Here is a 24,070-nt window from a genome sequence, read left to right as displayed (position 1 = left end):
CTGTCATTAAGCGATATGCTGATAGTGCAACATATATCGAAGGGGGATACGGTTATGAGAAGATGGTTGAAATTATCCGTTGCGATGGCGCTTACGGCAAGCATGGCAGCAGGCTGCTCTGGCGGCGGAACCCAGCCGCAGGCCGGCAGCAAGCCGGCGGACAGCGGCAAGGAGGCGGACCCGCTGAGCGAAAAGATCGGCATTACGATTATGGCGCCCGCCTACGAAGGCGGCGGTTGGCCGGATAAGCACCCGGTTATCGACGAATTGAACAAAAAGCTGAACATCGATTTGAAAATCCAATGGGTCCCATCCGACAACTATAACGAGAAAATGGGCGTCATGGCTGCTTCCAACTCGTTTCCCGACGTATTCAGACTCGATATCAACGACTTTTTAAAATGGCGCGACAAGGGCGTATTTCTCGATGTGAAGCCGCTGCTTTCGAGCTATCCGAACCTGACGAAATATTTGAGCCAGGAAGCGCTCGAAATCGGAAACCCGAAAGGGAAAATATTCGCTCTGCCCAACTATACGCCGGAGACGCGCGAAACGCTGCTGATCCGTAAAGACTGGCTGGAAAAGCTGAATTTGAAGCCGCCGACCACGCTGGACGAGCTTTACAATGTGGCCAAGGCGTTTGCGAAAAATGATCCGGACGGCAACGGCAAGGACGATACGATCGGCTATACGTTCGCTATTTCCAACAACCGGTCGTTCAGCCGCAGCGCCGACCCGATCCGGTTCGCTTTCGGCCTGGCCAATGAATGGAAGGATTCCGGGGGCTCGCTGATTCCGTGGCAGACACAGACGAAGGAGTTGAAGGATTTCTTATCCTACTTGCACAAAATGTATGCGGAAGGCATCTTGGATAAAGATTTCGCCTTAAACAAGGGACAGGACCCGGACTTTAAATTCGAAGCGAACAAAGTCGGCTTCGTCGATGTTCCGGCGACCAACATTTATTCGAGCGGACTGCCGAATTTGAAGAAAATCGTGCCAAATGCCGATGTGATTCAGCTGGCTCCGCCGAAGGGGCCGACAGGGCTGCAGGGCAACACGACCTATGCGGTTACGAATAAAGTCGTCATCAACGCCAAGATCGACAAGAAAAAGCAGGACCGCATCATGATGCTGATGGATTACATGCTGTCCGACGAAGGGAACAAGCTGATCAAGTTCGGTGTCGAGGGCACGCATTACAAAAAGAACGGCGACAAGTACGAGAAGCTCGACGCGCAGGATAAAGACCGGCCGTTCCTCATTTCTTACTGGCTGTTCCGCCGCTTCGATCCGCTCACCACGATCAAATTGTGGGATGATCAGGAGATGGTCAAGAAAGTAACCGCCTTGTTCGACGAGAATAAAAAGTACGCCGTCGTGAACAAGGGCGCGGGTCTGTATTCCGAGACGTTCGCCAAGTCCGGCGCATCGCTCGATCAGAAGCTGATGGGCGAAATGGTCAAAGTAATTATCGGCGAGCAGCCGGTTGACGCAATAGATAAGGCCGTTGAGGATTGGAAAAAAGGCGGCGGCGATAAAATTATTGCGGAAATTAACGAGCAATATAAAAACTCGAAATAACGGGCAATCAACTAGATGCGGAGGAGGATCACCAGGCAGTCGCTGTTTCGGTGATCCTCTTGCCTATAGAAAGGAACAGGATACGATGAGCGAGATCAGCGGACAGGACGTCGTTCGAAACGCAGCTGTGGGCAGGACAAGGACAAAGAAAGACCTCCGCGCGTGGAAGCGGGGGATGCCTCTTTATTTGATGATTTTACCGGGATTTCTATATTTTATCATTTTTAAATATATTCCCATGGCGGGAATAGTTATCGCTTTTCAGCAGTATGATCCGTTCAGCGGCTTTTGGAGCAGCGACTGGGTCGGTTTCGAAAATTTCAGCAAGCTGTTCGGCGAGCCCGATTTTTTCAGATTGCTATGGAATACGTTGACGCTAAGCGCCCTCAATTTATTTTTATTTTTTCCGGCGCCGATATTATTGGCTTTATTGATGAACGAAGTCAGATTGGCCTGGTTCCGCAAAAGCGCGCAGACCATTGTATATATCCCCCATTTCGTTTCCTGGGTTATCGTCGTCAGCATTACGATCCTGCTGTTTTCGCCCCAGGAAGGCGGCTTTAACAAGCTGCTGGCCGATTTCGGCATGCCGCCCTTCGAGCTGCTGACCGACAGAGGCTATTTTCGGATTTTATATGTGTTCCAAAATATTTGGAAAGAGGCCGGATGGAGCGCCGTTATCTTTTTTGCGGCGTTGGCATCCGTCGATCCGACGCTGTATGAAGCGGCCGTCGTCGACGGCGCAAGCCGTTGGCGGCAGCTGTGGCATATTACGCTGCCGGCGTTGCGATCGACGATTATCGTCCTGTTTATTTTGAGGATCGGCTATATGATGAATACCGGCTTTGAACATATTTTGCTGATGCAAAATCCGGTTAACCTGCAGGTAGCCGACGTATTCGACACGTTCGTTTACCGCGTTGGGATCATCCAGGGGGATTTCAGCTATACGACGGCCGTCGGGCTGTTCAAAGCGGTGGTCGGTTTGATCCTTGTGCTGATCGCCAACCGCGCGGCGAAAAAAATCGGCGAGGAAGGGGTATATTGACATGAAAGCTTATGATTTCAGGGGCAGGGCGCCGGTTTTCCAAAGTGTCGTCAACGTGCTGCTGATCCTCATCCTATTGTTTGAGATCATTCCTTTCCTTTACGTTGTTTTGACGTCGTTTGCCAGCAAGCATGAAATATTGACCCGGGGATTTTTCCTCATTCCGAAAGAATGGACGCTGAACGCATACGGTTATTTGCTGAGCAACCGCAATTTTCTCAGCTCGTTTCAAAATTCGGTCGTCATTACGGTCATCGGCACCGTCATCTGCATGGTGTTCACCGTCTTGATGGCTTACGGGCTGTCGAAATCATGGCTGAAGGGCCGAGCGGCGCTGAATTTCATGGTTCTGTTTACGATGCTGTTCAGCGGGGGGATGATCCCGTTGTACCTGCTGGTGCGGAGTCTTCATCTGCTTGACAGCTACTGGTCCTTGTTTCTGACCGGCGCGATTACTCCGTTCAATCTGATCGTCATTCGCAGTTTTTTTCAAAACTTTCCTTCCGAGGTCGAGGAATCGGCGCGAATGGACGGCTGCAGCGAGGTCAGTCTGCTATGGGAAATCGTCATCCCGCTGTCGATGCCGGTCATCGCGACGTTCTCGCTTTTTTATGCCGTAGAGTATTGGAACTCTTATTTCAATGCCGTGCTTTATTTGAACGACGCCGGCAAGTGGCCGCTGCAAGTATTTCTCCGCTTAATGCTGATTCAGCCGGACGGCTCGATGGAGGTTGCGACCGACGGCTACGAATACAGTCCCGCCGTACGGATGGCGGCCGTTATTTTAACGGCGCTGCCGCTGCTCGTCGTGTACCCGTTTCTGCAAAAATATTTCAACAAAGGGATGCTGCTCGGCTCGGTAAAAGGATGAGACGCTTCGGCTGCGGACATAATTAATGCCGGATGCCAAGGAGCTGCGGCCGAAACATGAAATTGGAATAGCTTTGATTCCATAAAAGCAAGCCCGCCCGGGCTCGATCGCTTGGCGACCGGCCCCGGGCGGGCTTGTTGGCGTGCGGCGGGGAGACCGGCAGCTGAAGCCGGCCGGCTGCCGCCCTGCCGTCTACTTAAAGGCAACCGCCCGGATCGGGGAGCCGGAGCCTTGTTTGATTTTAAGCGGGAATGCAACCATGAACGATTCGCCGACGATTTCGCCGAGCCTCGTCAAATTTTCGATAATGTTAACCCCGTTCCCGAGCAGCGCGTAATGGGCGGGCGAGCCTTCGGCATAATAACTGTCGATGGCCAGCACGTCGCAGCCGACCGCTTTTATTTGTTTGGCTGCCAAATATTCGGCCCCTTCTCCGCTAAGTCCGGGCCAGGACTTGCTGTAGGCGAGACTTACGGAGCGCGGCTCCCAATAGCGGTCCCAGCCGAAGCGGAAATTAACGATATCTCCGCGCTCGATCGTATAATGCGTCCGCTCCCATTGTTGAATCATTTCCGTCGTGACCAGATCGGTGTCTTTAAAATGAGACAAGTCCAAGGTCAGCGCGCGGCCGGAACATTGGGAAAGCGGCGTTTCGGCCATATACAAATGCTCGGGATGGTCTTCCCGCAAAAAATGGGCGGTCGCGTCGATATGGGTGCCGCAATGCTCGTTAATAACGAGCTGATACAGCAGCGCCCGGCTGCCGGTTTCAAACGAATCCCACAACGTATGAAAGTAACGCGAATGCGTCGGATAAATCGGCATATCCTCTTCCAGCGTGTGCGACAAATCGATGATCTGCATATCGTTCAACAGCAGTGACATTTGCCTGACTTTGGACATTGCGCCGGCAGCAGGCTTGGCATTAGGTTGGGCCACGGACTTTCCGCCTTTCGGATCACATTTTTTTAAAGCGCGCCATGGAAGGCGTTTTCAATAATCGACCTGATATCGTCCGGTGTCGTTAACCGCGGATTGATCAGCACATTGCCGCTTTTCATCGCGTCGTCAACCATTTTGGGCAGCTTGTCCAGCGTGACGCCGAGCTCTTTGATTGTTTTCGGGATGCCCAGCGCTTCGTTCAGTCCGACTACGAGCTCAATCGCCAGGACGGCGCCGGCCTCGGCGGACAAGCCGCCGGTATCCGCGCCCAGCGCGGAGGCGATATCCCGCATTTTATCGGGGCAGGCGGGCATATTGAACCGCATCACGTAAGGCAGCAGCGCCGCATTGGCCACGCCGTGGGCAATGTTGAATATGCCTCCGAGCGTATGCGAAATCGCATGCACATTGCCGAGCCGGGACTGTGCGAAGGCGGCGCCCGCCATCATCGAGGCGACCAGCATGCCTTCCCTGCTCGCCATATCGTCGCCGACGAAATAAGCGGGCTTCAAATGCCGACCGATCATTGCAATCGCTTGCAAAGCGAACGCCCTGCTGACCGGCGTCGCGCTTTTGGACGTGTACGATTCGATCGCATGCGTCAGCGCGTCCATGCCGGTTGCCGCCGTTATGGACGGAGGCAGCTTCCGCGTCAGCTCGGCATCGAGCAGCGCGAGCTTCGGAAACAGGCGGGGGCTGATGACGGCCGCCTTAAAATGGGTTTGCGCATTGGTGACGATCGTGGATGCGGTCACTTCGCTTCCCGTTCCCGCGGTCGTCGGGATCGCGATGACGGGATAGCCGTCGTTGGCGAGGCGGCCGACGCCTTCGTAATCGAGAATATGGCCCGGATTCGTCGCCATGATGGCGATGCCTTTGGCCGTGTCGATGCTGCTTCCTCCTCCGACAGCTAGCACATGCCGCATTCCTGCGGCTTTCAGCTTCGCCAGGCCGTTCATGATGCTGTCCGCGCTCGGGTTCGGCTCGGTTTCGTCAAACAGCTCGTATGCGACGCACCGCTCCTGCAAGCCCGCCAGGATCGGCTCCAGCAGGCCGGCTTCCCGGATGCCCCGGTCCGTCACGATAAATACGTTATCGGCCCCGAAGTCCCGGAGGAGTATTTCGCCGACGGTCCGGCTTATTCCCGTGCTGCATTTTACGGTAGTCGGCAAAAAATAAGTAAACGACATGGTTCTTCACATCCTTTTTGCATTAATCGGGGTCAAGCGAATGCTACCATTTTATTTTAGTATGGATCGCCTGCGGAATCACTACAAATTTTAGCTCAAGCTGCGAGGATTATAGTATGATAGACAAGAGAGCGGTTACAAGCTCAGTCACGCAGTTCGCAGGATGACGTACATAATGTTTTCGGAGGAGGAGAAATTTCATGTTAAAGGGCAAGTCTGCGTTAATTACCGGTTCCGCGACGGGGATCGGCAAAGCGGTGGCGCTTCGGCTGGCGCGGGAGGGTGCGAATATTACCGTCAACTACTCCAGGTCGGAAAAAGAGGCGCTGGAAACGAAGCGCGAGATTGAGGCGCTGGGCGTCAATTGTTTGCTCGTGCAAACGACGGTTTCCGACGACAGCCAGGTGAGAGCCATGGTCCGGCAAGCGGTGGAGTCATTCGGCGGATTGGATATTTTGGTCAATAATGCGGGTGTCACCGATTTCGTCAAGCATGACGACCTGGAAGGCTTGAAAGAGGAATATTGGGACCGCGTGATGGACGTCAATGTAAAAGGCATGTTCTTTTGCTGCCGCGCGGCGGCGCCGGAATTGAAAAAGCGGAACGGCTGCATCGTAAATTTGACGTCGGTCGCAGGCATTACCGGCTTGGGCAGCTCGATTGCCTATGCAGCGTCGAAAGCGGCGGCCAATACGATGACCAAATCGCTCGCCCGCGTCATGGCGCCCGAGGTGCGCGTCAACGCGATCGCGCCGGGCATTGTCGATACCCGCTGGATCGAAGGACAGTCGGAGCATGTTGCCAATCTGGCCAAGGGAACGCCGATGGGGCGGATCGCAACGCCGGACGATGTAGCGGAAACCGTATTTTCGGTTATTGCCCATGCGCCGTTCACAACCGGGGAATTGATCAAGATCGACGGCGGCATGTTTATGTAGTTTAAGGACGCGGCAGGGAGGACGAACAGATGAAACGCCAAATTTATGTCATCGGCGACAGCATCTCCATTCAGTACGGCCCGTATTTGGAGGAGCTGCTCGTGCCGGATTTCGGATACGACAGGAAGCGGGGCACCGAACAGGCGCTCCGGGATTTGAATGTTCCGGTCGGCGCCAACGGCGGCGACAGCGGGATGGTACTGGCCTATTTGCAGGAGCAGCTGGGGCAGCAGGTCCGCTACGATATATTGCTGATTAACTGCGGTCTTCACGATGTGAAAACGGATCCGGTCAACGGCAAAAAGCAGGTAACGCTGGAGCAATACGAGAATAATGTGCGGCGCATAACGGATACCGCGCTGTCCATGTCCAATCGGGTGGTTTGGCTCAGGACGACGCCGCTGATCGACGAGGTGCACAACAGGCTGAATGCGTCGTTTCACCGGTTCCATCGCGATGTGATCGATTATAACGCCGCCGCCGATGCCATTATGGAGCGGCAGCAAATTCCGATGCTGGATTTATATGCGTTTACGTTGGCGCTAGGTCCTGACGTGTATTGCGACCATGTTCATTTTAAGGACGAGGTGCGCAGGAGGCAGGCCGAATTTATTGCGCAGCAGTTGAGAAGCCGGCTATAGCGGGCGGGGTGGCCGCGTTCGCGCAAATCGAGCAAATTGCTTGATTTGCCGTGAAACGGTCGGCATGAAATGGCGAAAGGAGAGATCGGGATTGTCGATCGATAACAAAACGACGTTCAATCAAGTGGCCGAGCTGTACGACCGGGCGCGCAACCGTTATCCGGACCGTTTGTTCGACGGGCTGGTTCGGCTCGCCGGTTTGGCGGCGGATGCGCGCATACTTGAAATCGGCTGCGGTACGGGCATTGCCACGCTGCCGCTGGCCGAGCGAGGTTACCGGGTCGTCGGCGTGGAGCTGGGCCCGCAGATGGCTGAGGTGGCCCGGCGGAAGCTGGCCCGATTTGCCCAAGTGGACATACAAACCGCAGCTTATGAAGACTGGCTCCCGCCGGAGGAGCCGTTCGACCTCGTCATCTCGGCGACCGCCTTCCATTGGATCGATCCGCAGGTGAAGTATCGTAAAACAGCGCATATTTTAAAAGCCGGAGGTCATTTGGCGGTCGTCAAATACCACCATGTTGCCGGAGGCGACGATTCGTTTTTCGAGCGGGTGCAGTCTTGCTATTTGCGCTGCATGCCGGGCGCATCCGAGCTTCGGCTGCCGCAGCCGCAGGAGCTGCAGCCCGATACGGCGCAGCTTGAAGCCAGCGGGCTGTTCGAAAGGCCGGTTATCCGCAACTGGGATACGATAGAAACGTATACCCGTCAAGCCTACATCGAGCTGTTGTCCACCTATTCCAATCATATCGCGCTGGATGCCGCCAATCGGGCGCAGCTGCTGGATTGCATCGGCGGCATCATCGATCGCGAATACGGAGGGCAAGTGAGAAAACGGTATCTCCATGAGCTGATCATCGCACGCAAGCTTGTTTGAGCCTCCGCTTCGACATGGATTTGCATGTGAAAAAGACGTTTCCGTCCCCACCTCAATCGTGGATATGAAGGCGTAAGGCGCTGCCATGCCCACCTCAATCGTGGATATGAAGGCGTAAGACGCTGCCATCCCCACCTCAATCGTGGATATGAAGGCGTAAGGTGCTGCCATGCCCACCTCAATCGTGGATATGAAGGCGTAAGACGCTCCAATTCCCACCTCAACGTGGATATGAAGGCGTAAGACGCTCCAATCCCCACCTCAACGTGGACATGAAGGCGTAAGACGCTTCCATATCCACTTCAATCGTGAATATGGAGGCGTCTTCGCCTATGCTTGACATGGTTCGGGACTGATCCGCTTACATGACAATCTTTTCCTCGTCTACTACCCGGCCGAACAAAAAGGATTGCAGACCCCTTCCGTAGAAGTAGAACGAACGGTACAACGATTCAAAAGTAACGTAAAGTACGGTACATCCAGTCCAGCGAATGCCGCCATTTTGCCGTAACGGACCCCGGGTCCCTTAATTGCAGCCAAACGATGATTTTTCCAATGTAACGGACCGAGTGGACGTTATTTGGCGGCAAACGGTTCAATTGAACAACTGGAATGCCATATAACGCCTCTCCTGTCCGTCAAAATGTTATAAGGGAGAAATCCGGGCAGATAGCGGCATCTCAGTCCATTAGCGCAGCCGGCGAGTCGGCCTCGATTGGGCGGCGTTCTGCGCGGACGAGAATACGTCGGGTCATGGGCTGCTTGTGCTTCCGGATTGCAAAGCTGTCTCCCGAAGGATGTTATGTATTAAAATTGAGCTGCCGGGAATCTGTCCCGCAACAAAAAACGGTGAGTAGTCTTTTTACAGGTAAGGATGACGTTGGACAGACCGAGGCAATTGTTAATAAGAGGAGGGGAGCCTCAATGAAGCATCAATATTCACCTGGCGTGTTGAAACAGGAAATTATTAAGATTTATAATTCCATCAATCAGGAAATTTTCGGAACCGGCATTAAATCGCAAAAAATCGAAATTTCCGGGGATAAAGTGTTTATTTTTGCTACGCACAAGCGGATTCCTGCCCTGAAGGTTTTGGACGAGTCGAACCGCAGTCTGACAGCCAGCGTTGACACACTGCTCATGGAAGCCAACAAACGGAAGCTCAAAGAGCAAATTGAAAGCACATTGGGGCTGGAAGTGAGGCTGGTGCTAAAAGATTACGATCCGAAAACCGAATTTTCGGGAACCGTAATTTTGTTAAAGGAATCGCTTGAGTAAATATTGCGAGGATAACTAACATGAACATAACAAGAAAACATTTATAAATTTGAAAACAAAATTTTATGTTGATTTTATCGAATATTAATGTTATTTTATATAACATAATAACTGAATATTGCATGTCCATCATGTAATATTCGCGTTATGTATGGCGCTTGAGGGCATTAAGGTTTCGAATCCTTTTGCATAAAGAGATCCGATTCCATTTTGCCGGGCAAGCGGAATTCATACATAGTAGCAGGTGCTGAAGAACTCCTGACGGAGAGCTTTACAACCGCTAATTGTGACATATCCGGGACTGACTACAGGCCCCAGTATGCTCATGATGGCGGTTTTTTTGGTTGAACCGAAAGTACAGAAATGTACTTTGCTTCGCACAACCTTGACAAACGCGCTCGTCCATGTGACGGCGAAGCCGTTTATCCAGGGTTGAACCGAAAGTACAGAAATGTACTTTGCTTCGCACAACCTTGACAAACGCACTCGTCCTTGGGGACGGCGAAGCAGCAGGAGAAAGGAGAAAGCGGATGACAGCAGGAAAGACAAGAACGGAAGTGACGGATGTGCTTGGGGCGCTGAACCGAATTTCCAAAGGAAGGATGGTGATGGATTGGAACGAGGTAACCTCAGGCAAAAATCCGTATGTGGTGATGAAGACCTCCAATATTCCGGGTAAAAGCGTGATTGAAATTCCGGGGCTCGTGTTTGGCGACAAGCATAAGCCGGTATCGCGCATCGGAGTTGGAATGACGTTGACGGAATCGGTCATCGAGCTGGCTTCCGCGATGAAGCTGGACCTGATTATCGTCCACCATCCTGTGGCGGATGCCGCGAGCTCGGGCGGGGTGCCTTTTGCCGATTATTTGCCGCTCTATAATTTGGCGCTGATTGAAATGCACGAGGCGTTTCACGGGCTGCATCCCGGAATGACCCTGCTGCACGGGCACAACAAGCTGAAAACCGACATTGCTTTTTGCGGAATTCCGGGCAATGTGCTGCACAAGGGGATCGCGCTTCCGGAGGTGCGGACCGCCGGCGATATACTGGCCCGGATCGACCGGTTTATGGGCCGGGATATCGATCTTGATATTTTGGAGGCGGAACGGGCGATCCGCGGAGAAGCAACGCTGCAGGAGGCGACCTTGGCGAATCCGGCCAAGCTGCTGAGCGGCGGCGCGGACAGCCCCGTGAAGCATGTTTTGCATTTTTTTCCGCATACCGGCTTTTCGGTCGAGCATATGGAAATTGCCCTGCGCATGTATCCCGAAACCGATACGATTATCGCCAGCATCAGCAGGGTGAGGGAGAATCATCCGTTCGTCGCGTTGGCCAAGGAACGAGGGCTTACTTTTATTGTCGGCAATCCCCACTCCGTGGAAATTATGGAGAACGGGCTTCCGCTCGCTTATGCGCTGGAGCTGCTGCTCCCAGAGGTTGAAGTATTTCTGCTGCGGGAACGCATCACGGCAGTGCCGCTCAAACATATCGCCCACCGTCAAATGGTGGAATACGGAAGACAAATGGCAGAGACGCATTTGGTATCCATGCCGCCTAAAGCGGTTCGAACCTATTAGTACATACAGCTGTGTATGTCTGCGGGCTACGACTTACTGAGTTGTTAGGGGAAAGTATAAGTTTTTATACTTCGCTTCGCACAACCTTGACAAACGCGCACGTTCTCTAAGAACGGCGCAGCCGTTTATCCTTGGTTGTTAGGGGAAAGTATAAGTTTTTATACTTCGCTTCGCACAACCTTGACAAACGCGCGCGTCCCCTAAGGACGGCGCAGCGTTTATCCTTGCTTAAAAACGATAGGGAGGAAAATGAAAATGATGATTTTGAAAAAAACCGCCTGTCTGACGCTAACCGCTGTACTGTTAACGCTTGCCGCCGGCTGCGGCTCCGCCCCTGTGCCTGCCGCCTCGCCTGCGAACGGAGCTTCGTCAACGGCTCCCGCACCGAAACCGGAACCGAAAAAGGACGAACCGCTGAAAACCGTTAAATTTTCCGAGGTCATCCGTTCCATTTTTTACGCGCCTCATTATGTCGCCATGCAAAAAGGCTTTTTCAAGGAGGAAGGCCTGAACGTCGATATGAACACGGCGCAGGGCTCGGATAAAGGAGCGGCTGCTTTGATTGCGGGCGTTGCGGACATTTCGCTCGTCGGACCGGAAACCGCCATCTACATTTATAATCAAAAAGGGGATAAGACGCTCAAAATTTTTCACCAGCTGACGATGAAGGACGGCTCGTTCCTGCTGTCGCGCAATAAGGCGGATGCTTTTAAATGGAGCGATCTGGAGGGCAAATCGGTCATCGGCTGGAGGCCCGGCAGCGCGCCGCAAATGGTGCTGAACAACAAGCTGCTGCAGGAAAAGGTAGGCAAGGTCGACGTCGTGACGAACATCGCATCCACCGCGATGGCCGGCGCGTTTACAAGCGGTAAGGGCGATTACATTCAAGTGTTCGAGCCGATCGCTTCTGCGCTGGAAAAAGAGGGCAAGGCTTACTATGCAACGTCGGTAGGCCAGGCGTTCGGCGCTTTTCCCGAAACGTCCTATGTAGCGACATCCGATTATATCAAAAACAATCCGGAGACGGTTCAAAAATTCGTAAATGCCGTAGCGAAAGGCGCGAAATGGCTGAGCAACGCATCGCCGGATGAAATTGCCGAAGCGCTGACTCCGTTCTTTGAGGGGACGCCCAAAGATGTTATTATACAATCCATAGACCGTTATAAAAAACAGGATACATGGCCGGCCGTTCCGGAATTGACCGCAGATCAATTTGAAACGCTGCAAAAAGTTTTGATCGATAACGGCGTTTTGAAGCCCGAGCAAAAGATCGCGGACATGAGTACGGTCGTAGACATGAGCTTTGTCAAAAATATCGGGAAGGCGGGAAAATGAGCCTATGGCCCAAATCGAATTGAACGAAGTATGCCTGAGCTATTTCACCGCGAAGCAGGAAACGGAAGCGTTGCGAGATATTCATGTATCGGTTGAAGCAGGCGAGTTCATCAGTATCGTCGGTCCGAGCGGCTGCGGTAAAAGCACGCTGCTTTCCTTGATATCGGGGATGTATAAACCGACCAGAGGGAAGGTGCTGATCGACGGGCAGGAGGTGACGGGCACCTCCCCCAAGGTGGGGTATATGCTGCAGCATGATCATTTGTTCGAATGGCGCGATATTTTGAGCAACCTGATGGTCGGGGCCGAAATTCGCAGGATGGACCGTAAACGGGCGGAGCGCAAAGCGTTGGAGCTGTTGGAGCGTTACGGCTTGGGCGGGTTCGCGCACCATAGCCCTTCCCAGCTTTCCGGCGGTATGCGCCAGCGGGTGGCGCTCATTCGGACGCTTGTGACGGAACCGGATATTTTGCTGCTGGACGAACCTTTTTCCGCGCTCGATTACCAAACCCGCCTTACGCTTGCCGACGAAATTTTTAAAATCATTAAGGATCAAGGAAAAACCGCCGTGCTGGTCACTCATGATATATCGGAAGCAATCAGTATGGGAGACCGCGTCATGGTGATGTCGAAGCGGCCAAGCACGATCTCCACGGTTTATTCGATTCGATTAGGCGAGGAAGGGGATAAAGAATGGACCCCATGGAAAAAAAGGGAAGCAAACCGATACAACAACTACTTTAACGATATATGGAAGGAGCTGCAGGGACATGTCGTCTCTACCGGTTAGAGATTCGTCGGTCGTTTCGGAGGCAAGCAATGAGGAAGCTCCGGCACCGGCTGCGGAGCGGCAGCAGCCGGCTTCGCCGCAATATGCCGAATATCTTCGGATTCAGAAACGCAAGCTGTGGATGATCCGTTTGTCGCAGCTGCTGCTGTTTGCCGCATTTCTCGGACTGTGGGAATTGGCCGCAACGCTGAAATGGGTGGACTCGATGCTGACCAGCAAACCGTCGCAATTGGCGGCTTCCTTTCAAGAGCTGGCGTTCAAAGGCGACTTGTTCAAGCATACATGGACGACAAGCGTGGAGACATTGATCGGCATCGTCGTTTCCATGGTACTCGGTACGGCGATCGCCGTTCTGTTCTGGTGGTCCACGTTTGCCTCCAAAGTGCTGGAGCCGTACATGGTTGTGCTGAACGCGCTGCCCAAGGTCGCAATTGGCCCGATCTTTTACATTTGGCTGGGCGACCGGTATTCGATTTACGGGATGGCCATTGCCATATCGATCATCGTCACGATCATTATGGTCGAAAGCGGGTTCAAAGAAATCAGCCAAACGAAGCTGAAGCTGATGGAGTCATTCGGCGCGACCAAAGCGCAAATGCTGCGAATGGTGCTGCTGCCGGCGAGCATTCCGAACTTCATCGCAACGCTGAAGGTGAATGTAGGCTTGACGCTGGTCGGTGTCATTATGGGCGAATTTTTGTCATCCAAGGCTGGACTCGGTTATTTAATCATCTATGGCGGGCAAGTTTTCCAAATGAATATGGTCATGGTTAGCATCGCGATGTTGGCCGTGTTATCCATTATTTTGTACGGGTTAGTCAATTTGGCGGGGCGCTATGCGAAAAGGAAGTATCATTTTGAACGTTAGCCCGACCTGGTGTATGCATATGCGATCGACCGTTTCGGCCGGGCTAAGATGCAATTCGGCTCGGCTGAAATATGGTTCGTATACAATATACAAAAAAAGTATGGCGGATTATAAGAAATTATGATAATATCATTGTAAGCGCTTTAATATCAAGTTTCAATATCAGGTTACAGCTGATCGATTAGCCGTCGTTTGCAAATTGACGAACCGTTCTGTCCTTGCTTGCACACTTTTACGTTTACGTATGGTTTTGGAGGAGCATTAAGGATCGAATCCTTTTGTTGACAAAAGAGATTAGACTCCATTTTGTTTCATTCCCAAGGCTGTACCTAATAGCAGGTGATAAGGAACTCCCGCCAAGGAGAGCTTTACAGCCGCTACTTATGACATATCCGGATCCGAACGGGTCCGGGTGCTCATGATGGCGGTTTTTTCTGTTGTATAAGAGTTTATACTTTGCTTCGCGCAACCTTGACAAACGCGCTCGCCCTCTAAGGACGGTGAAGCCGTTTGTCCCAGGTTGTATAAAACCAAGACCAAGCAGCAAGGGAGAGATGCACATGAAACTAACTCAGGCCCACACGGATGCGGGAGACGTACTGGAGGCGCTCAATCAAATATCCAAAGGAAGGATGGTCATGGATTGGAACGAGGTCACCTCGGGCACCAATCCGTATGTGGTAATGAAAAATTCGAATATCCCGGGGAAAAGCGTCATTGAAATTCCCGGGCTCGTATTCGGCGACAAGCGCAAGCCGGTATCGCGCATCGGCGTCGGAATGACGCTGACCGAGTCGGTCATCGAGCTGGCCTCGGCCATGAAGCTGGACCTCATTATCGTCCATCATCCCGTTGCGGACGCGGCCAGCTCGGGCGGGGTGCCGTTTGCGGATTATTTGCCGCTGTACGATCTGGCGCTTATTGAAATGCACGAGGCGTTCCACGGGCTTCATCCGGGACTCACGCTGCTGCACGGGCACCGCAAGCTGAAAACCGACATTGCTTTTGGCGGCATCCCGGGAAATATTTTGCATAAAGGCATCGCTTTGGAGGAGGTGCGGACCGCCGGGGATATTCTGAACCGCATTGACAGCTTCATGGGCAGGGAGATCGACCGGGATATACTGGAGGCGGAGCGGGCAATCCGCGGGGAAGCGTCGCTGCAGGAAGCAACGCTCGCCAATCCCGCCAGACTGCTGAGCGGCACGCCCGGCAGTACGGTGAAGCATGTGCTGCACTTTTTCCCGCATACCGGATTTACATTAGAGCATCTGGAGAAGGCGCTTGCCATGTATCCCGAAACCGATACGATCATTGCGAGCATCAGCAGAGTCAGGGAGGATCATGAATTTGTCGGGCTGGCAAGGCGCCGCGGGCTTAATTTTATCGTCGGCAATCCGCATTCCGTCGAGATTATGGAGAACGGACTGCCGCTGGCTTACGCGTTGGAAATGCTGCTGCCGCAGGTCGACATATTTTTGCTCAGAGAGCGCATCACCGCCGTGCCGTTGAAAGAAGTAGGTCATGTTCAAATGGTTGAATACGGTAAAGAAATGGCGGCAACCCATCTCGTTGCGAAGTCGTCTCGCGCCGTACAAATGCTGTGACTACATATTTTCGAAAGGAAGATCATCGATGATGAAAATGAGAAAACCCGCCTGTCTTCTGCTCACCGCCGTACTGCTGGCGCTTGCCGCCGGCTGCGGCACCGCCGCGCCTGCAGCCACCTCGACCACCCAGCCTGTCGCCGCGGGGCAGGGGAAGAAGGATGAAGCGTTAAAAACAGTCAAATTTTCGGAGGTCATCCGTTCCATTTTTTACGCCCCGCATTATATCGCGATGCAAAAAGGATTTTTTAAAGAAGAGGGCTTGAATGTCGATATGAACACGGCGCAGGGCTCGGATAAGGGGGCGGCTGCATTAATTGCCGGAGTTGCGGATATTTCCCTGGTCGGGCCGGAAACCGCGATTTATATTTATAACCAGAAAGGGGACAAGACGCTCAAAATTTTCCACCAGCTCACAATGAAGGACGGCTCGTTTCTGTTGTCCCGCAATAAAACGGACAGCTTCAAATGGTCTGATCTGCAGGGCAAATCGGTCGTCGGCTGGAGGCCGGGCAGCGCGCCGCAAATGGTGCTGAACACGAAGCTGCTCCAGGAGAAGGTGGCCAAGGTCGATGTCATCACCAACATTGCCTCCACGGCTATGGCCGGCGCTTTTACAAGCGGCAAGGGCGATTACATCCAAGTATTCGAACCGATTGCCTCCACGCTGGAAAAGGAAGGCAAAGCCCATTATGTCGCTTCGGTCGGACAAGCCTTTGGCCCGTTTCCGGAAACCTCTTATGTCGCGACATCCGATTATATCAAAAACAACCCCGAAACGATCCAGAAATTCGTCAACGCCGTAGCCAAAGGGACGAAATGGCTGAACACCGCAGCGCCCGACGAAATCGCCGAAGCGCTGACGCCGTTTTTTGAAGGAACGCCGAAAGATATTATTGTTCAATCGATCGACCGTTACAAGAAGCAGGACACATGGCCCGCCGTACCGGAATTAACCGCCGAGCAATTCGAGTCGCTGCAAAAGGTGTTGATCGAAAACGGCGTTCTCAAGCAGGAGCAGAAGGTGGCGGATTTGGCGGCCGTCGCCGATATGAGCTTCGTGAAAAACATCGGAAAGGCGGGGAAATGAGCCGTGGCGCAAATCGAATTGCATGATGTCTGTTTAAGCTATTTCACGTTGAAGCAGGAGACTGAAGCGATACGCGACATCAATATGTCGATCGCGGCAGGCGAATTCATCAGTATCGTTGGTCCGAGCGGCTGCGGTAAAAGTACGATGCTTTCATTAATTTCCGGCATGTATAAGCCGACGAAGGGCACGGTGCTGATCGACGGACAGCAGGTATCGGGCACTTCGCCCAAGGTCGGATACATGCTGCAGCACGATCATCTGTTTGAATGGCGGGATATATTAAGCAATTTGCTGGTCGGGGCGGAAATACGCAAGATGGATTTGCGGCAGGCGGAACGGAAGGCGATGGAGCTGATGGAGCGCTACGGCTTGGGCGGCTTTGCGCATCACAGCCCGGCGCAGCTTTCCGGCGGCATGCGGCAGCGGGTTGCCTTAATCCGAACCTTGGTGACGGAGCCGGATATATTGCTGCTCGACGAGCCGTTCTCCGCTTTGGATTACCAAACCCGCTTGACATTGGCGGATGAAATTTTCAGCATCATTAAAGACCAGGGCAAGACGGCTATTCTGGTCACTCACGATATTTCCGAGGCGATCAGTATGGCGGACCGGGTGTTGGTGATGTCGAAAAGACCGAGTACGATATCTTCGGTCTACAAGATCGAGCTGGACGAAGGAACGGGGCTGTCCCCTTGGAAAAAACGCGAAGCAAGCCGTTATAACGATTACTTTAACCACATATGGAGGGAGCTGGAAGGTCATGTCGTCACTGCCGGTTAGAGACTCGTCCGTTGCCGCGGAGCCCCGCAAGGGGCAGTCGGTCACACTGGCTTATGAACAAACAACGTCGCCGCAATACGCCGAATATTTGAAGGTTGAGAAACGCAAGCTGCAAATGGTCCGGGTATCGCAATTGCTGCTGTTTGTCGCTTTTCTTGGTCTGTGGGAGCTGGCGGCCGCTTTGAAATGGGTCGACCCGATGCTGACCAGCAGGCCGTCGCAGCTCGTTTCGTCGTTTCAGGAGCTTGCATTTCAAGGCAGCTTGTTCGCACATACATGGACAACCGCGTTGGAGACGCTGATCGGCATTGTTGTCTCCATGCTGCTCGGCACGGCTGTAGCTATAATGTTCTGGTGGTCGACGTTCGCCTCGAAAGTATTGGAGCCTTATATGGTCGTCCTAAACGCGCTGCCCAAGGTGGCGCTCGGTCCGATCTTTTATATTTGGCTTGGAGACCGGTACTCGATTTACGGGATGGCGATGGCGATATCCGTCATCGTTACGATTATTATGATCGAAAGCGGATTTAAGGAAATCAGCAAAACGAAGCTCAAATTAATGGAGTCGTTCGGCGCCACGAAAGGGCAAATGCTGCGGATGGTGCTGCTGCCCGCGAGTATCCCCAATTTTATCGCTACGCTCAAAGTGAATGTCGGCTTGACGCTGGTCGGGGTCATCATGGGAGAATTTTTATCGTCCAAGGCGGGTCTCGGTTATTTAATCATCTATGGCGGTCAAGTGTTTCAAATGAATATGGTGATGGTCAGCATTGCGATGCTAGCCGTTTTGTCGATCGTATTGTACGGATTGGTCAACGCGGTAGGACGTATAGCCAAGAAAAAGTATCATTTTGAAAATTAAACCGCATTATAGCCCGGTTTATTCCTGTTGAGGTGAACCGGGTTTGCTTTTGAACGGATGAATGATTAAAAAAATATAATGTATACAATATACAATAAACCTACACACGATCGACAAAATGTGATAATATAATTGTACTGAAAATGTAATCGCTTTCAGTCAGCTTTAAACTAAACCGGCTTATGAAGGAGTGGTGCCGGCAAAACAAAGGAAACATCTGGAAGCATGTGGACAGCCAGCGATTCGTATGTTGCCACCAAGCGATGATGTTATATTCATTGACATGAAAATGGATAACTTTAGGGAAAACGGAACAGAAAGAAAAAGTTTTTCGCGAAAATTGTATACCAAATGCCAAAAAAGACTATTTTCGCTCAAGAAAATGTGCTACAATCGCCTTGAAGTACATTAATTGAAGAAGGCAGGGATTAGCGAATGATTACAGCATCACATCTTACGTACGCTTTTCTTACATTGGTTATTATTGTTGTAATGTTGTTTCGACGTGGTGTTGTCATTCCGACTTTAATCGGCACTTTTTTAGTCGGATGGATCTATAAGGGGGATGTAATAAGCGGGTTTAAGGCCATTTATAACGCCAATCTTACTGCGGCCAAGGAACTGTTTACGATTTTCCTGATCATTACGTTTATGGTTGCACTGTTAGCTTCATTGCGCGATATTGGCGCGGATCGGAGGATGATTCAGCCCATCCAAAAGCTGATGGTAAACGGACATGTCGCATTTTTCGTGCTGGCGCTCATTACATTTGTTATCTCGCTTTTCTTCTGGCCGACCCCTGCAGTCCCGCTGATCGGTGCGCTCTTGATCCCGGCTGCAATCCGCGCAGGACTTCCCGCTATGGGAGCTGCAATGGCCATCGCGCTTGCCGGACAAGGACTGGCACTGTCTTCGGACTATGTCATGCAGGTAGCTCCTATGTTGAGCGCCAAAGGAGCGGGCGTATCAACTGCGTCTGTTGCGGACAAAGCGTTGGTGCTGTCTTTAATTACCGGCGTTATTTCGATTGGTGGAGCTTATATGCTGAACCGGAAAGAAATCCGCAAGCCTGTTGCCTCCAACCAGGAAGATGCAGCTATGCATAAGCAAGCCGCATCGGATGCAGCAATGGTGGAGTATGCCGAAGCCGCCGCAGCTGTAGAGACGCTCAATCCTTCCGTAAACAAATGGTCCAAGCTGTTTTCGGTTTTGGTACCGTTGTCCATGCTTGCCGTCATGATTGTTATGATCGCCAGTAAATTCGGATCCGGTATGGGCGGCTTTGAAGGCGGCGACGGCGCTGCATTTATCGGGGGGGTAGCCGTTATTTTGCTCATTCTTGCCTGTACCGTGTTCTCGAAAATCGGCGCGTTGGACAAGATTAGCGACCATCTTACGGAAGGCTTTGTATTTGCTTTCAAAGCGATGGGGCCGGTCATTCCGATTGCAGGCTTTTTCTTCCTGGGCAACGCCGATTTTTCGGGAAGCATTTTGTCACTGGGCGAAGGAGTAAAAGCGCCGGGATTTCTGTTCGATCTGGTTGCTTCCGTACAGCATGCGATTCCATCTAACGGATTTATAACTGCCTTCAGTATTCTTATCATCGGAATCGTTACCGGACTGGACGGTTCCGGATTTTCCGGATTGCCGTTGACCGGATCTCTTTCCGGAGTCATGGGGCCGGCAGTCAATATGGATCCTTCAGCCTTGGCCGCAATCGGTCAGATGGGGGCTATCTGGTCGGGAGGCGGCACGATCATCGCATGGTCTTCCTTGGTGGCCGTCGCCGGATTCGCCGGTGTATCGGCCATAGATTTGGCGCGCAGAAATTTCTTGCCCGTTATTGTTGGACTTTCCGTCGCTACGGTCATAGCTGTGCTTATGTGGTAACGATTTAAACTCAATTCCCTGCCGGAAGCCGGCTGGGTACTTGCCCGCCCGGCAGCTGCTTCGACGCAAGCCGGGGAATGATATCCTGACATGATTTAACCAGAATGCGGCTAATAACGGCCGACATTTCCTGAACGAACGTCAGGCTTGTATGCTCCAGCACTTTATGGTTCAACGGACCGTAGTTGTTAATAATCCCTTTGATATGAATGTGGCCGATAGGGGGAAGCTGCTTGTTCAGACTGGCTCCGGGCTGCAAAGGCTCTTCCACAAGCTGTAGCGTGCCGATTTTATAATATTGTCCAAGACAAGCGTCGACGGCAATTATATAGGCGCGGCTATGCTTACCCGCAATGGCGGTTAACGTCTTCTGCAGATTCAATGCGTGGACAGGCTTGTCAAGCGTTCCGTAAATATGCACATTCGGATTGCCTTCAAGCCGCTCGAACAGCCGGCTGCCGACCAGCGGTCCCAATGAATCGCCGGAATAACGGTTCGTACCGATGCAGATGACAACGATCTCGGTATAGCCCGGATGCTGCAAGTAATGTTTGACTAACAGCTCCGAAATAAAAGGCACCGACCTTTTATCCAGGTAATGCTTATGGTGCATCAAAATAATTCACCTGCTCTCTTGCTGTTCTCATTATTTATTGTAAACTAAAACAAGCTGCACAATAAACAGTGAAACTGCAACAATTGTGAAAGCTTTATGTTCTAATGGTATACAATACACCATATTTATAGGAAAAAGGAGTGTGAAACGATGCCAAGCCCCTATTTTTTAACTGAAATGACTTGGCCTGAAGTAGAACAGGCGCTTAAAACTGTTAAAATCGCGATTATTCCTTTAGGAGCGCACGAGCAGCACGGTCCGCATATGGTCGAGAGTTGCGACGCCGTCCTTGCCGAGGAAATGGGCAAGCGATTGACGGAGCGGTTGTATCCCGAGGCTGTTTTAACTCCTGCTATTAATATGGGCGTATCGCCGCATCATATCCATTTTCCGGGAACGATTTCCTTGGAGCCGACCACGGTAATCGCGATTCTTCGCGACATGATCAAGTCGTTGAAGCAGCACGGCATTAAGCAATTTCTTATTCTTAATTCGCATGGGGGCAACCAGTCCACGCTTGGCGTCGCCTCGGATATGCTGACCGGCGAGCTCGACGTGCGCATTTATTATGCGAAAACGACGGCGTCCGCCAAAGATGTCATGGACCGCAGGATCGAGTCCAAGCTGTACGGGCACAGCTGCGACCGCGAGGTTTCGGAGGCTCTGTATCTCGCCCCTCATTTGGTTCGCACGGACAAACTGGAAGCGGCCGATTATCAGGAGGGCCGCTGGAAAAAGCTGCGACCCGGCAATCCGCTGCAAGGCTTCTATTATTATGATGAAATGACCCGCAACGGCTGTATCGGCGATGCGACCAAAGCCAGCGAGGACATCGGCAAAGAAATTGTGGAAACCGCCCTGGAGCGCTTAACTAAAGCAGTCAAAGAAGTGATCTGACAATGAAGCCGTATTTGTTTATGGCGGCTATTGCCGCTTACCTCGTTTCGGCTTTTCACCCGAATGAAATGCTTCAATGGGTCATATCGGCAGTAAGCCTGCTTATTGTTATGGTCGTGTTCCGGTCGGTCAAACGTTTCGTTAAAGGGATGGGCGCCGCCTTTTTGTGCATAGGCATGATTTTGCTTGCCATAAGCGGCGCTCCATGGGAAAGCTATATCCGGGGCTTTGGAAATATGCTGAACATTTTGAGCTTGTTTGCGTTGATTCCGCTTATTGCGATACCGATTGAGCTGGGCGGCTATGCGCTTCGAATTCAAAAAATCATTCAAAGCAAAATCAAGCATTCCGGCCTGCTGTATACGATTACTTCCGGATTGTCGTACATTTTGAGCTCATTTATGAATTTGGCTACGCTGCCGATGATGTATCACACGATTCGACCTTCGCTTGATTTGTATCCGATCGAACAGAAGGAGCGGTTTATAAGCCGGGCTATTACGCATGGTTACAGCATGCCGATCGTTTGGACGCCGGTTGCTCCGATTGTTGGGATCATTGTGGAAATGACAGGCGTGCAATGGAGCTCGATACTGCCGATTGTAATTCCGTTTAGCTTGCTTGGGCTTGCCCTGGACAGTTTCATGGGACGACGGATCGCAAACCGCAGGCAAAAGCTGCTGGGACAAGCTGCGATTGACGAAATCGCTGCGGCCCGGCAAGACTCGATTAAATCCGGGGAGCGGCAATCCGAAGAGCGGAAGGCCAGTCATCCCGTACAAATTGTTATCGCGATCCTTGTATTTAACGGTTTAATTTTATTGTTGGAAACATTTACGCGATCCAGCTTTTTGCTGCTTGTCTCCGTATCGGTTATCCCGTTTGCGTTTTTATGGTCGATGCTGCTCGGAAAAGGCAAGCTTTTTATTGAAGAGAGCAAAATTTTGCTGCCTGACCATCTTTTAAGAATGAAAGAGCAGTTTTTTGTATTTTTGAGCGCCGGATTTATGATCTCCTCCATTCAAGCCTCCGGGGCCGGCCACATCATTAATGGCGGGATTATGGCCTTGAAGGATATGGTGGGAGCGGATCTGTTTTTGCTATTGATCCCGCTTATTCCGCTGGTGCTCGCATTTGTCGGCCTGCATCCGGCGGTTGCGCTCGCTTTGGCGGCGGAATCGCTTAAACCGCAGGCGTTGGGCATCTCGGTCGGACTGACGGCAATCGCTATGCTGACAGGAGCGGCAGCCGCTTTTATGGTCGGCCCTTATAATGCGACGGCGGGTATGATGGCGGCACTTTCAGGTCAAAGCTCTTATAAGGTGTCCAATTGGAATGTTCCTTATACGGCTGCTTATCTGGTGATGGCGATGGTTCTTCTGCTCATTCTAAAAAAAGCAGGTTGACAGATAAGCCCATGTAAGCAATAATAAAGGCATAAGGTTTTTGGTATACAATATACCAAAAACCGCAATAAGAATCGGAACTGTAAATCGTCCGGTTCGCGAAAAAGTGAGCAAGTGTTTCAATCCTATATGTTTTTTAAAATTGAGAGGAGTGTTTTGAAAATGGCAGAAACAATGACACAATCCCGGTTAATGAACAAAGAGGAGTTCCGTCGCGCTTTGGAGCAGGCTATTGAAGGAAATGCGGTTGCCAAAGCTCCGTTCACGCTGATGTGGGCGAACGGAGAATTGAAGAAAGAACATTTCGCTCGCTGGGTTGAACAGCATTACGCTTACGTAGGTCCTTTCGCCGAATACTTGGCTTATATTTATGCAAATTGTCCGCATGAGGATGCGAGAGACTTTCTGCTGCAAAATATGTGGGAGGAAGAGCTTGGCGGCGACCGCCATACCGACCTGCTGATCCGCTTCGGCGAAGCTTGCGGAACGACCCGGGAACGCGTTGAATCGATGAATTATTTGCTGCCCGAAACGATCGGTCTTCAATCCTGGTGCTACCGGATGGCCTTCAAGGAAAACTTCCTGTTCGCAACGGCCGCTCTTGTTGTAGGCCTTGAATCGCAAGTGCCTGCCATTTACCGCAAACAAACGCCTACGCTTCGCGAGAAATACGGTTTTACGGATGAGGAAGTAGAATTTTTCGACCTTCACATCGTATCCGATGAAATTCACGGCGAACGCGGCTATCAAATCGTGCTGGAATATGCAAGAACGCCGGAAGATCAGCAGCGCTGCATTGAAATCGTCGAAGAAGCGACGAAAATGCGCAGAATGTACATCGCAGCCATCTCCCGCGAATTTTGCCTGGAATAATTTTTATCGGAACGAACCGAATGCCGGACTTATCAATACGCATCTATGAAATAGCATGTTCCCGACATACCCGAGAATGAGAATAACTTGTTTCTCGGGTATTGGTTTAA

At 51.8% G+C, this 24,070-nt stretch carries 22 protein-coding genes; 19 read left to right on the top strand and 3 right to left on the bottom strand.

Features of this window, described 5'->3' with window-relative positions; genetic code table 11:
* Window positions 1-54 precede the first annotated feature (54 nt).
* The 3 genes from E1757_RS27630 (at window position 55) to E1757_RS27620 (ending at window position 3,503) form a co-directional block, all read left to right on the top strand.
* Window positions 55-1,584, top strand: a complete 1,530-nt coding sequence (locus E1757_RS27630) for an extracellular solute-binding protein (RefSeq protein ID WP_165972321.1) — start codon at window positions 55-57, stop codon at window positions 1,582-1,584.
* Window positions 1,585-1,759: 175 nt separating this feature from the next.
* Complete coding sequence (locus E1757_RS27625) at window positions 1,760-2,632, top strand: ABC transporter permease (protein WP_281282543.1); 873 nt, start codon at window positions 1,760-1,762, stop codon at window positions 2,630-2,632.
* Window position 2,633: 1 nt separating this feature from the next.
* The gene (locus E1757_RS27620) at window positions 2,634-3,503 is read left to right on the top strand and encodes a carbohydrate ABC transporter permease (protein ID WP_133234312.1); all 870 of its coding nucleotides are present in this window, start codon (window positions 2,634-2,636) and stop codon (window positions 3,501-3,503) included.
* 192 nt (window positions 3,504-3,695) lie between these two features.
* On the opposite strand, the gene E1757_RS27615 is transcribed toward E1757_RS27620, so the two are convergent.
* On the bottom strand, window positions 3,696-4,442 hold the full coding sequence (locus tag E1757_RS27615) for a cyclase family protein (protein ID WP_133234310.1): 747 nt from the start codon (window positions 4,440-4,442) through the stop codon (window positions 3,696-3,698).
* A gap of 29 nt (window positions 4,443-4,471) precedes the next feature.
* On the bottom strand, window positions 4,472-5,635 hold the full coding sequence (locus tag E1757_RS27610) for an iron-containing alcohol dehydrogenase (protein WP_133234308.1): 1,164 nt from the start codon (window positions 5,633-5,635) through the stop codon (window positions 4,472-4,474).
* Window positions 5,636-5,835: 200 nt separating this feature from the next.
* Between E1757_RS27610 and E1757_RS27605 the strand changes: the two genes are divergently transcribed.
* The 13 genes from E1757_RS27605 (at window position 5,836) to E1757_RS27545 (ending at window position 20,168) form a co-directional block, all read left to right on the top strand.
* Window positions 5,836-6,573 (top strand): SDR family NAD(P)-dependent oxidoreductase, encoded by a 738-nt coding sequence (locus tag E1757_RS27605; protein WP_133234306.1) that lies wholly within the window; start codon window positions 5,836-5,838, stop codon window positions 6,571-6,573.
* Window positions 6,574-6,602: 29 nt separating this feature from the next.
* Window positions 6,603-7,214: an SGNH/GDSL hydrolase family protein gene (locus E1757_RS27600; protein ID WP_133234305.1), complete on the top strand. Its 612-nt coding sequence runs from the start codon at window positions 6,603-6,605 to the stop codon at window positions 7,212-7,214.
* Window positions 7,215-7,305: 91 nt separating this feature from the next.
* Window positions 7,306-8,088 carry a class I SAM-dependent methyltransferase gene (locus tag E1757_RS27595; protein ID WP_220446538.1) on the top strand — a complete coding sequence of 261 codons (783 nt, stop codon included), beginning with the start codon at window positions 7,306-7,308 and terminating at the stop codon, window positions 8,086-8,088.
* 924 nt (window positions 8,089-9,012) lie between these two features.
* Window positions 9,013-9,366 (top strand): Na-translocating system protein MpsC family protein, encoded by a 354-nt coding sequence (locus tag E1757_RS27590; protein ID WP_133234301.1) that lies wholly within the window; start codon window positions 9,013-9,015, stop codon window positions 9,364-9,366.
* Between the two features lie 530 nt (window positions 9,367-9,896).
* Entirely contained in the window at window positions 9,897-10,943 is a 1,047-nt protein-coding gene (locus E1757_RS27585; RefSeq protein ID WP_133234299.1) for a Nif3-like dinuclear metal center hexameric protein, read from the top strand.
* Between the two features lie 255 nt (window positions 10,944-11,198).
* A complete protein-coding gene (locus tag E1757_RS27580) occupies window positions 11,199-12,278 on the top strand; it encodes an ABC transporter substrate-binding protein (RefSeq protein WP_246079570.1) in 1,080 nt (359 codons plus the stop codon).
* A 4-nt stretch (window positions 12,279-12,282) separates the two neighbouring features.
* Window positions 12,283-13,068 (top strand): ABC transporter ATP-binding protein, encoded by a 786-nt coding sequence (locus E1757_RS27575; protein ID WP_133234297.1) that lies wholly within the window; start codon window positions 12,283-12,285, stop codon window positions 13,066-13,068.
* Window positions 13,049-13,936, top strand: coding sequence for an ABC transporter permease (locus E1757_RS27570; protein ID WP_133234295.1), 888 nt, complete (start codon window positions 13,049-13,051; stop codon window positions 13,934-13,936). The genes E1757_RS27575 and E1757_RS27570 overlap by 20 nt, the downstream gene beginning before the upstream one ends.
* Before the next feature lie 560 nt (window positions 13,937-14,496).
* Complete coding sequence (locus E1757_RS27565) at window positions 14,497-15,543, top strand: Nif3-like dinuclear metal center hexameric protein (protein WP_133234293.1); 1,047 nt, start codon at window positions 14,497-14,499, stop codon at window positions 15,541-15,543.
* A 28-nt stretch (window positions 15,544-15,571) separates the two neighbouring features.
* Entirely contained in the window at window positions 15,572-16,633 is a 1,062-nt protein-coding gene (locus E1757_RS27560; protein WP_246079568.1) for an ABC transporter substrate-binding protein, read from the top strand.
* Window positions 16,634-16,636: 3 nt separating this feature from the next.
* Window positions 16,637-17,416 (top strand): ABC transporter ATP-binding protein, encoded by a 780-nt coding sequence (locus tag E1757_RS27555; RefSeq protein WP_133234291.1) that lies wholly within the window; start codon window positions 16,637-16,639, stop codon window positions 17,414-17,416.
* The gene (locus E1757_RS27550) at window positions 17,397-18,278 is read left to right on the top strand and encodes an ABC transporter permease (RefSeq protein WP_133234289.1); all 882 of its coding nucleotides are present in this window, start codon (window positions 17,397-17,399) and stop codon (window positions 18,276-18,278) included. The genes E1757_RS27555 and E1757_RS27550 overlap by 20 nt, the downstream gene beginning before the upstream one ends.
* A gap of 435 nt (window positions 18,279-18,713) precedes the next feature.
* The gene (locus E1757_RS27545; protein ID WP_133234287.1) at window positions 18,714-20,168 is read left to right on the top strand and encodes a hypothetical protein; all 1,455 of its coding nucleotides are present in this window, start codon (window positions 18,714-18,716) and stop codon (window positions 20,166-20,168) included.
* A gap of 10 nt (window positions 20,169-20,178) precedes the next feature.
* Here the strand turns inward: E1757_RS27545 and yyaC are convergent, their stop codons facing one another.
* A complete protein-coding gene (gene yyaC, locus E1757_RS27540; RefSeq protein WP_133234285.1) occupies window positions 20,179-20,781 on the bottom strand; it encodes a spore protease YyaC in 603 nt (200 codons plus the stop codon).
* A gap of 153 nt (window positions 20,782-20,934) precedes the next feature.
* Here yyaC and E1757_RS27535 point away from each other — a divergent pair, with 153 nt between their 5' ends.
* The 3 genes from E1757_RS27535 (at window position 20,935) to E1757_RS27525 (ending at window position 23,960) form a co-directional block, all read left to right on the top strand.
* Window positions 20,935-21,681, top strand: coding sequence for a creatininase family protein (locus E1757_RS27535; RefSeq protein ID WP_133234283.1), 747 nt, complete (start codon window positions 20,935-20,937; stop codon window positions 21,679-21,681).
* A 2-nt stretch (window positions 21,682-21,683) separates the two neighbouring features.
* Window positions 21,684-23,087, top strand: coding sequence for a hypothetical protein (locus tag E1757_RS27530; protein WP_133234281.1), 1,404 nt, complete (start codon window positions 21,684-21,686; stop codon window positions 23,085-23,087).
* A 162-nt stretch (window positions 23,088-23,249) separates the two neighbouring features.
* The gene (locus E1757_RS27525) at window positions 23,250-23,960 is read left to right on the top strand and encodes an iron-containing redox enzyme family protein (protein WP_133234279.1); all 711 of its coding nucleotides are present in this window, start codon (window positions 23,250-23,252) and stop codon (window positions 23,958-23,960) included.
* Window positions 23,961-24,070: the final 110 nt, after the last annotated feature.

This window comes from Paenibacillus piri, from assembly GCF_004354045.1.
GTDB classification, from domain to species: domain Bacteria; phylum Bacillota; class Bacilli; order Paenibacillales; family NBRC-103111; genus Paenibacillus_S; species Paenibacillus_S piri.
This window is presented reverse-complemented; position numbering and strand designations above follow the sequence as displayed.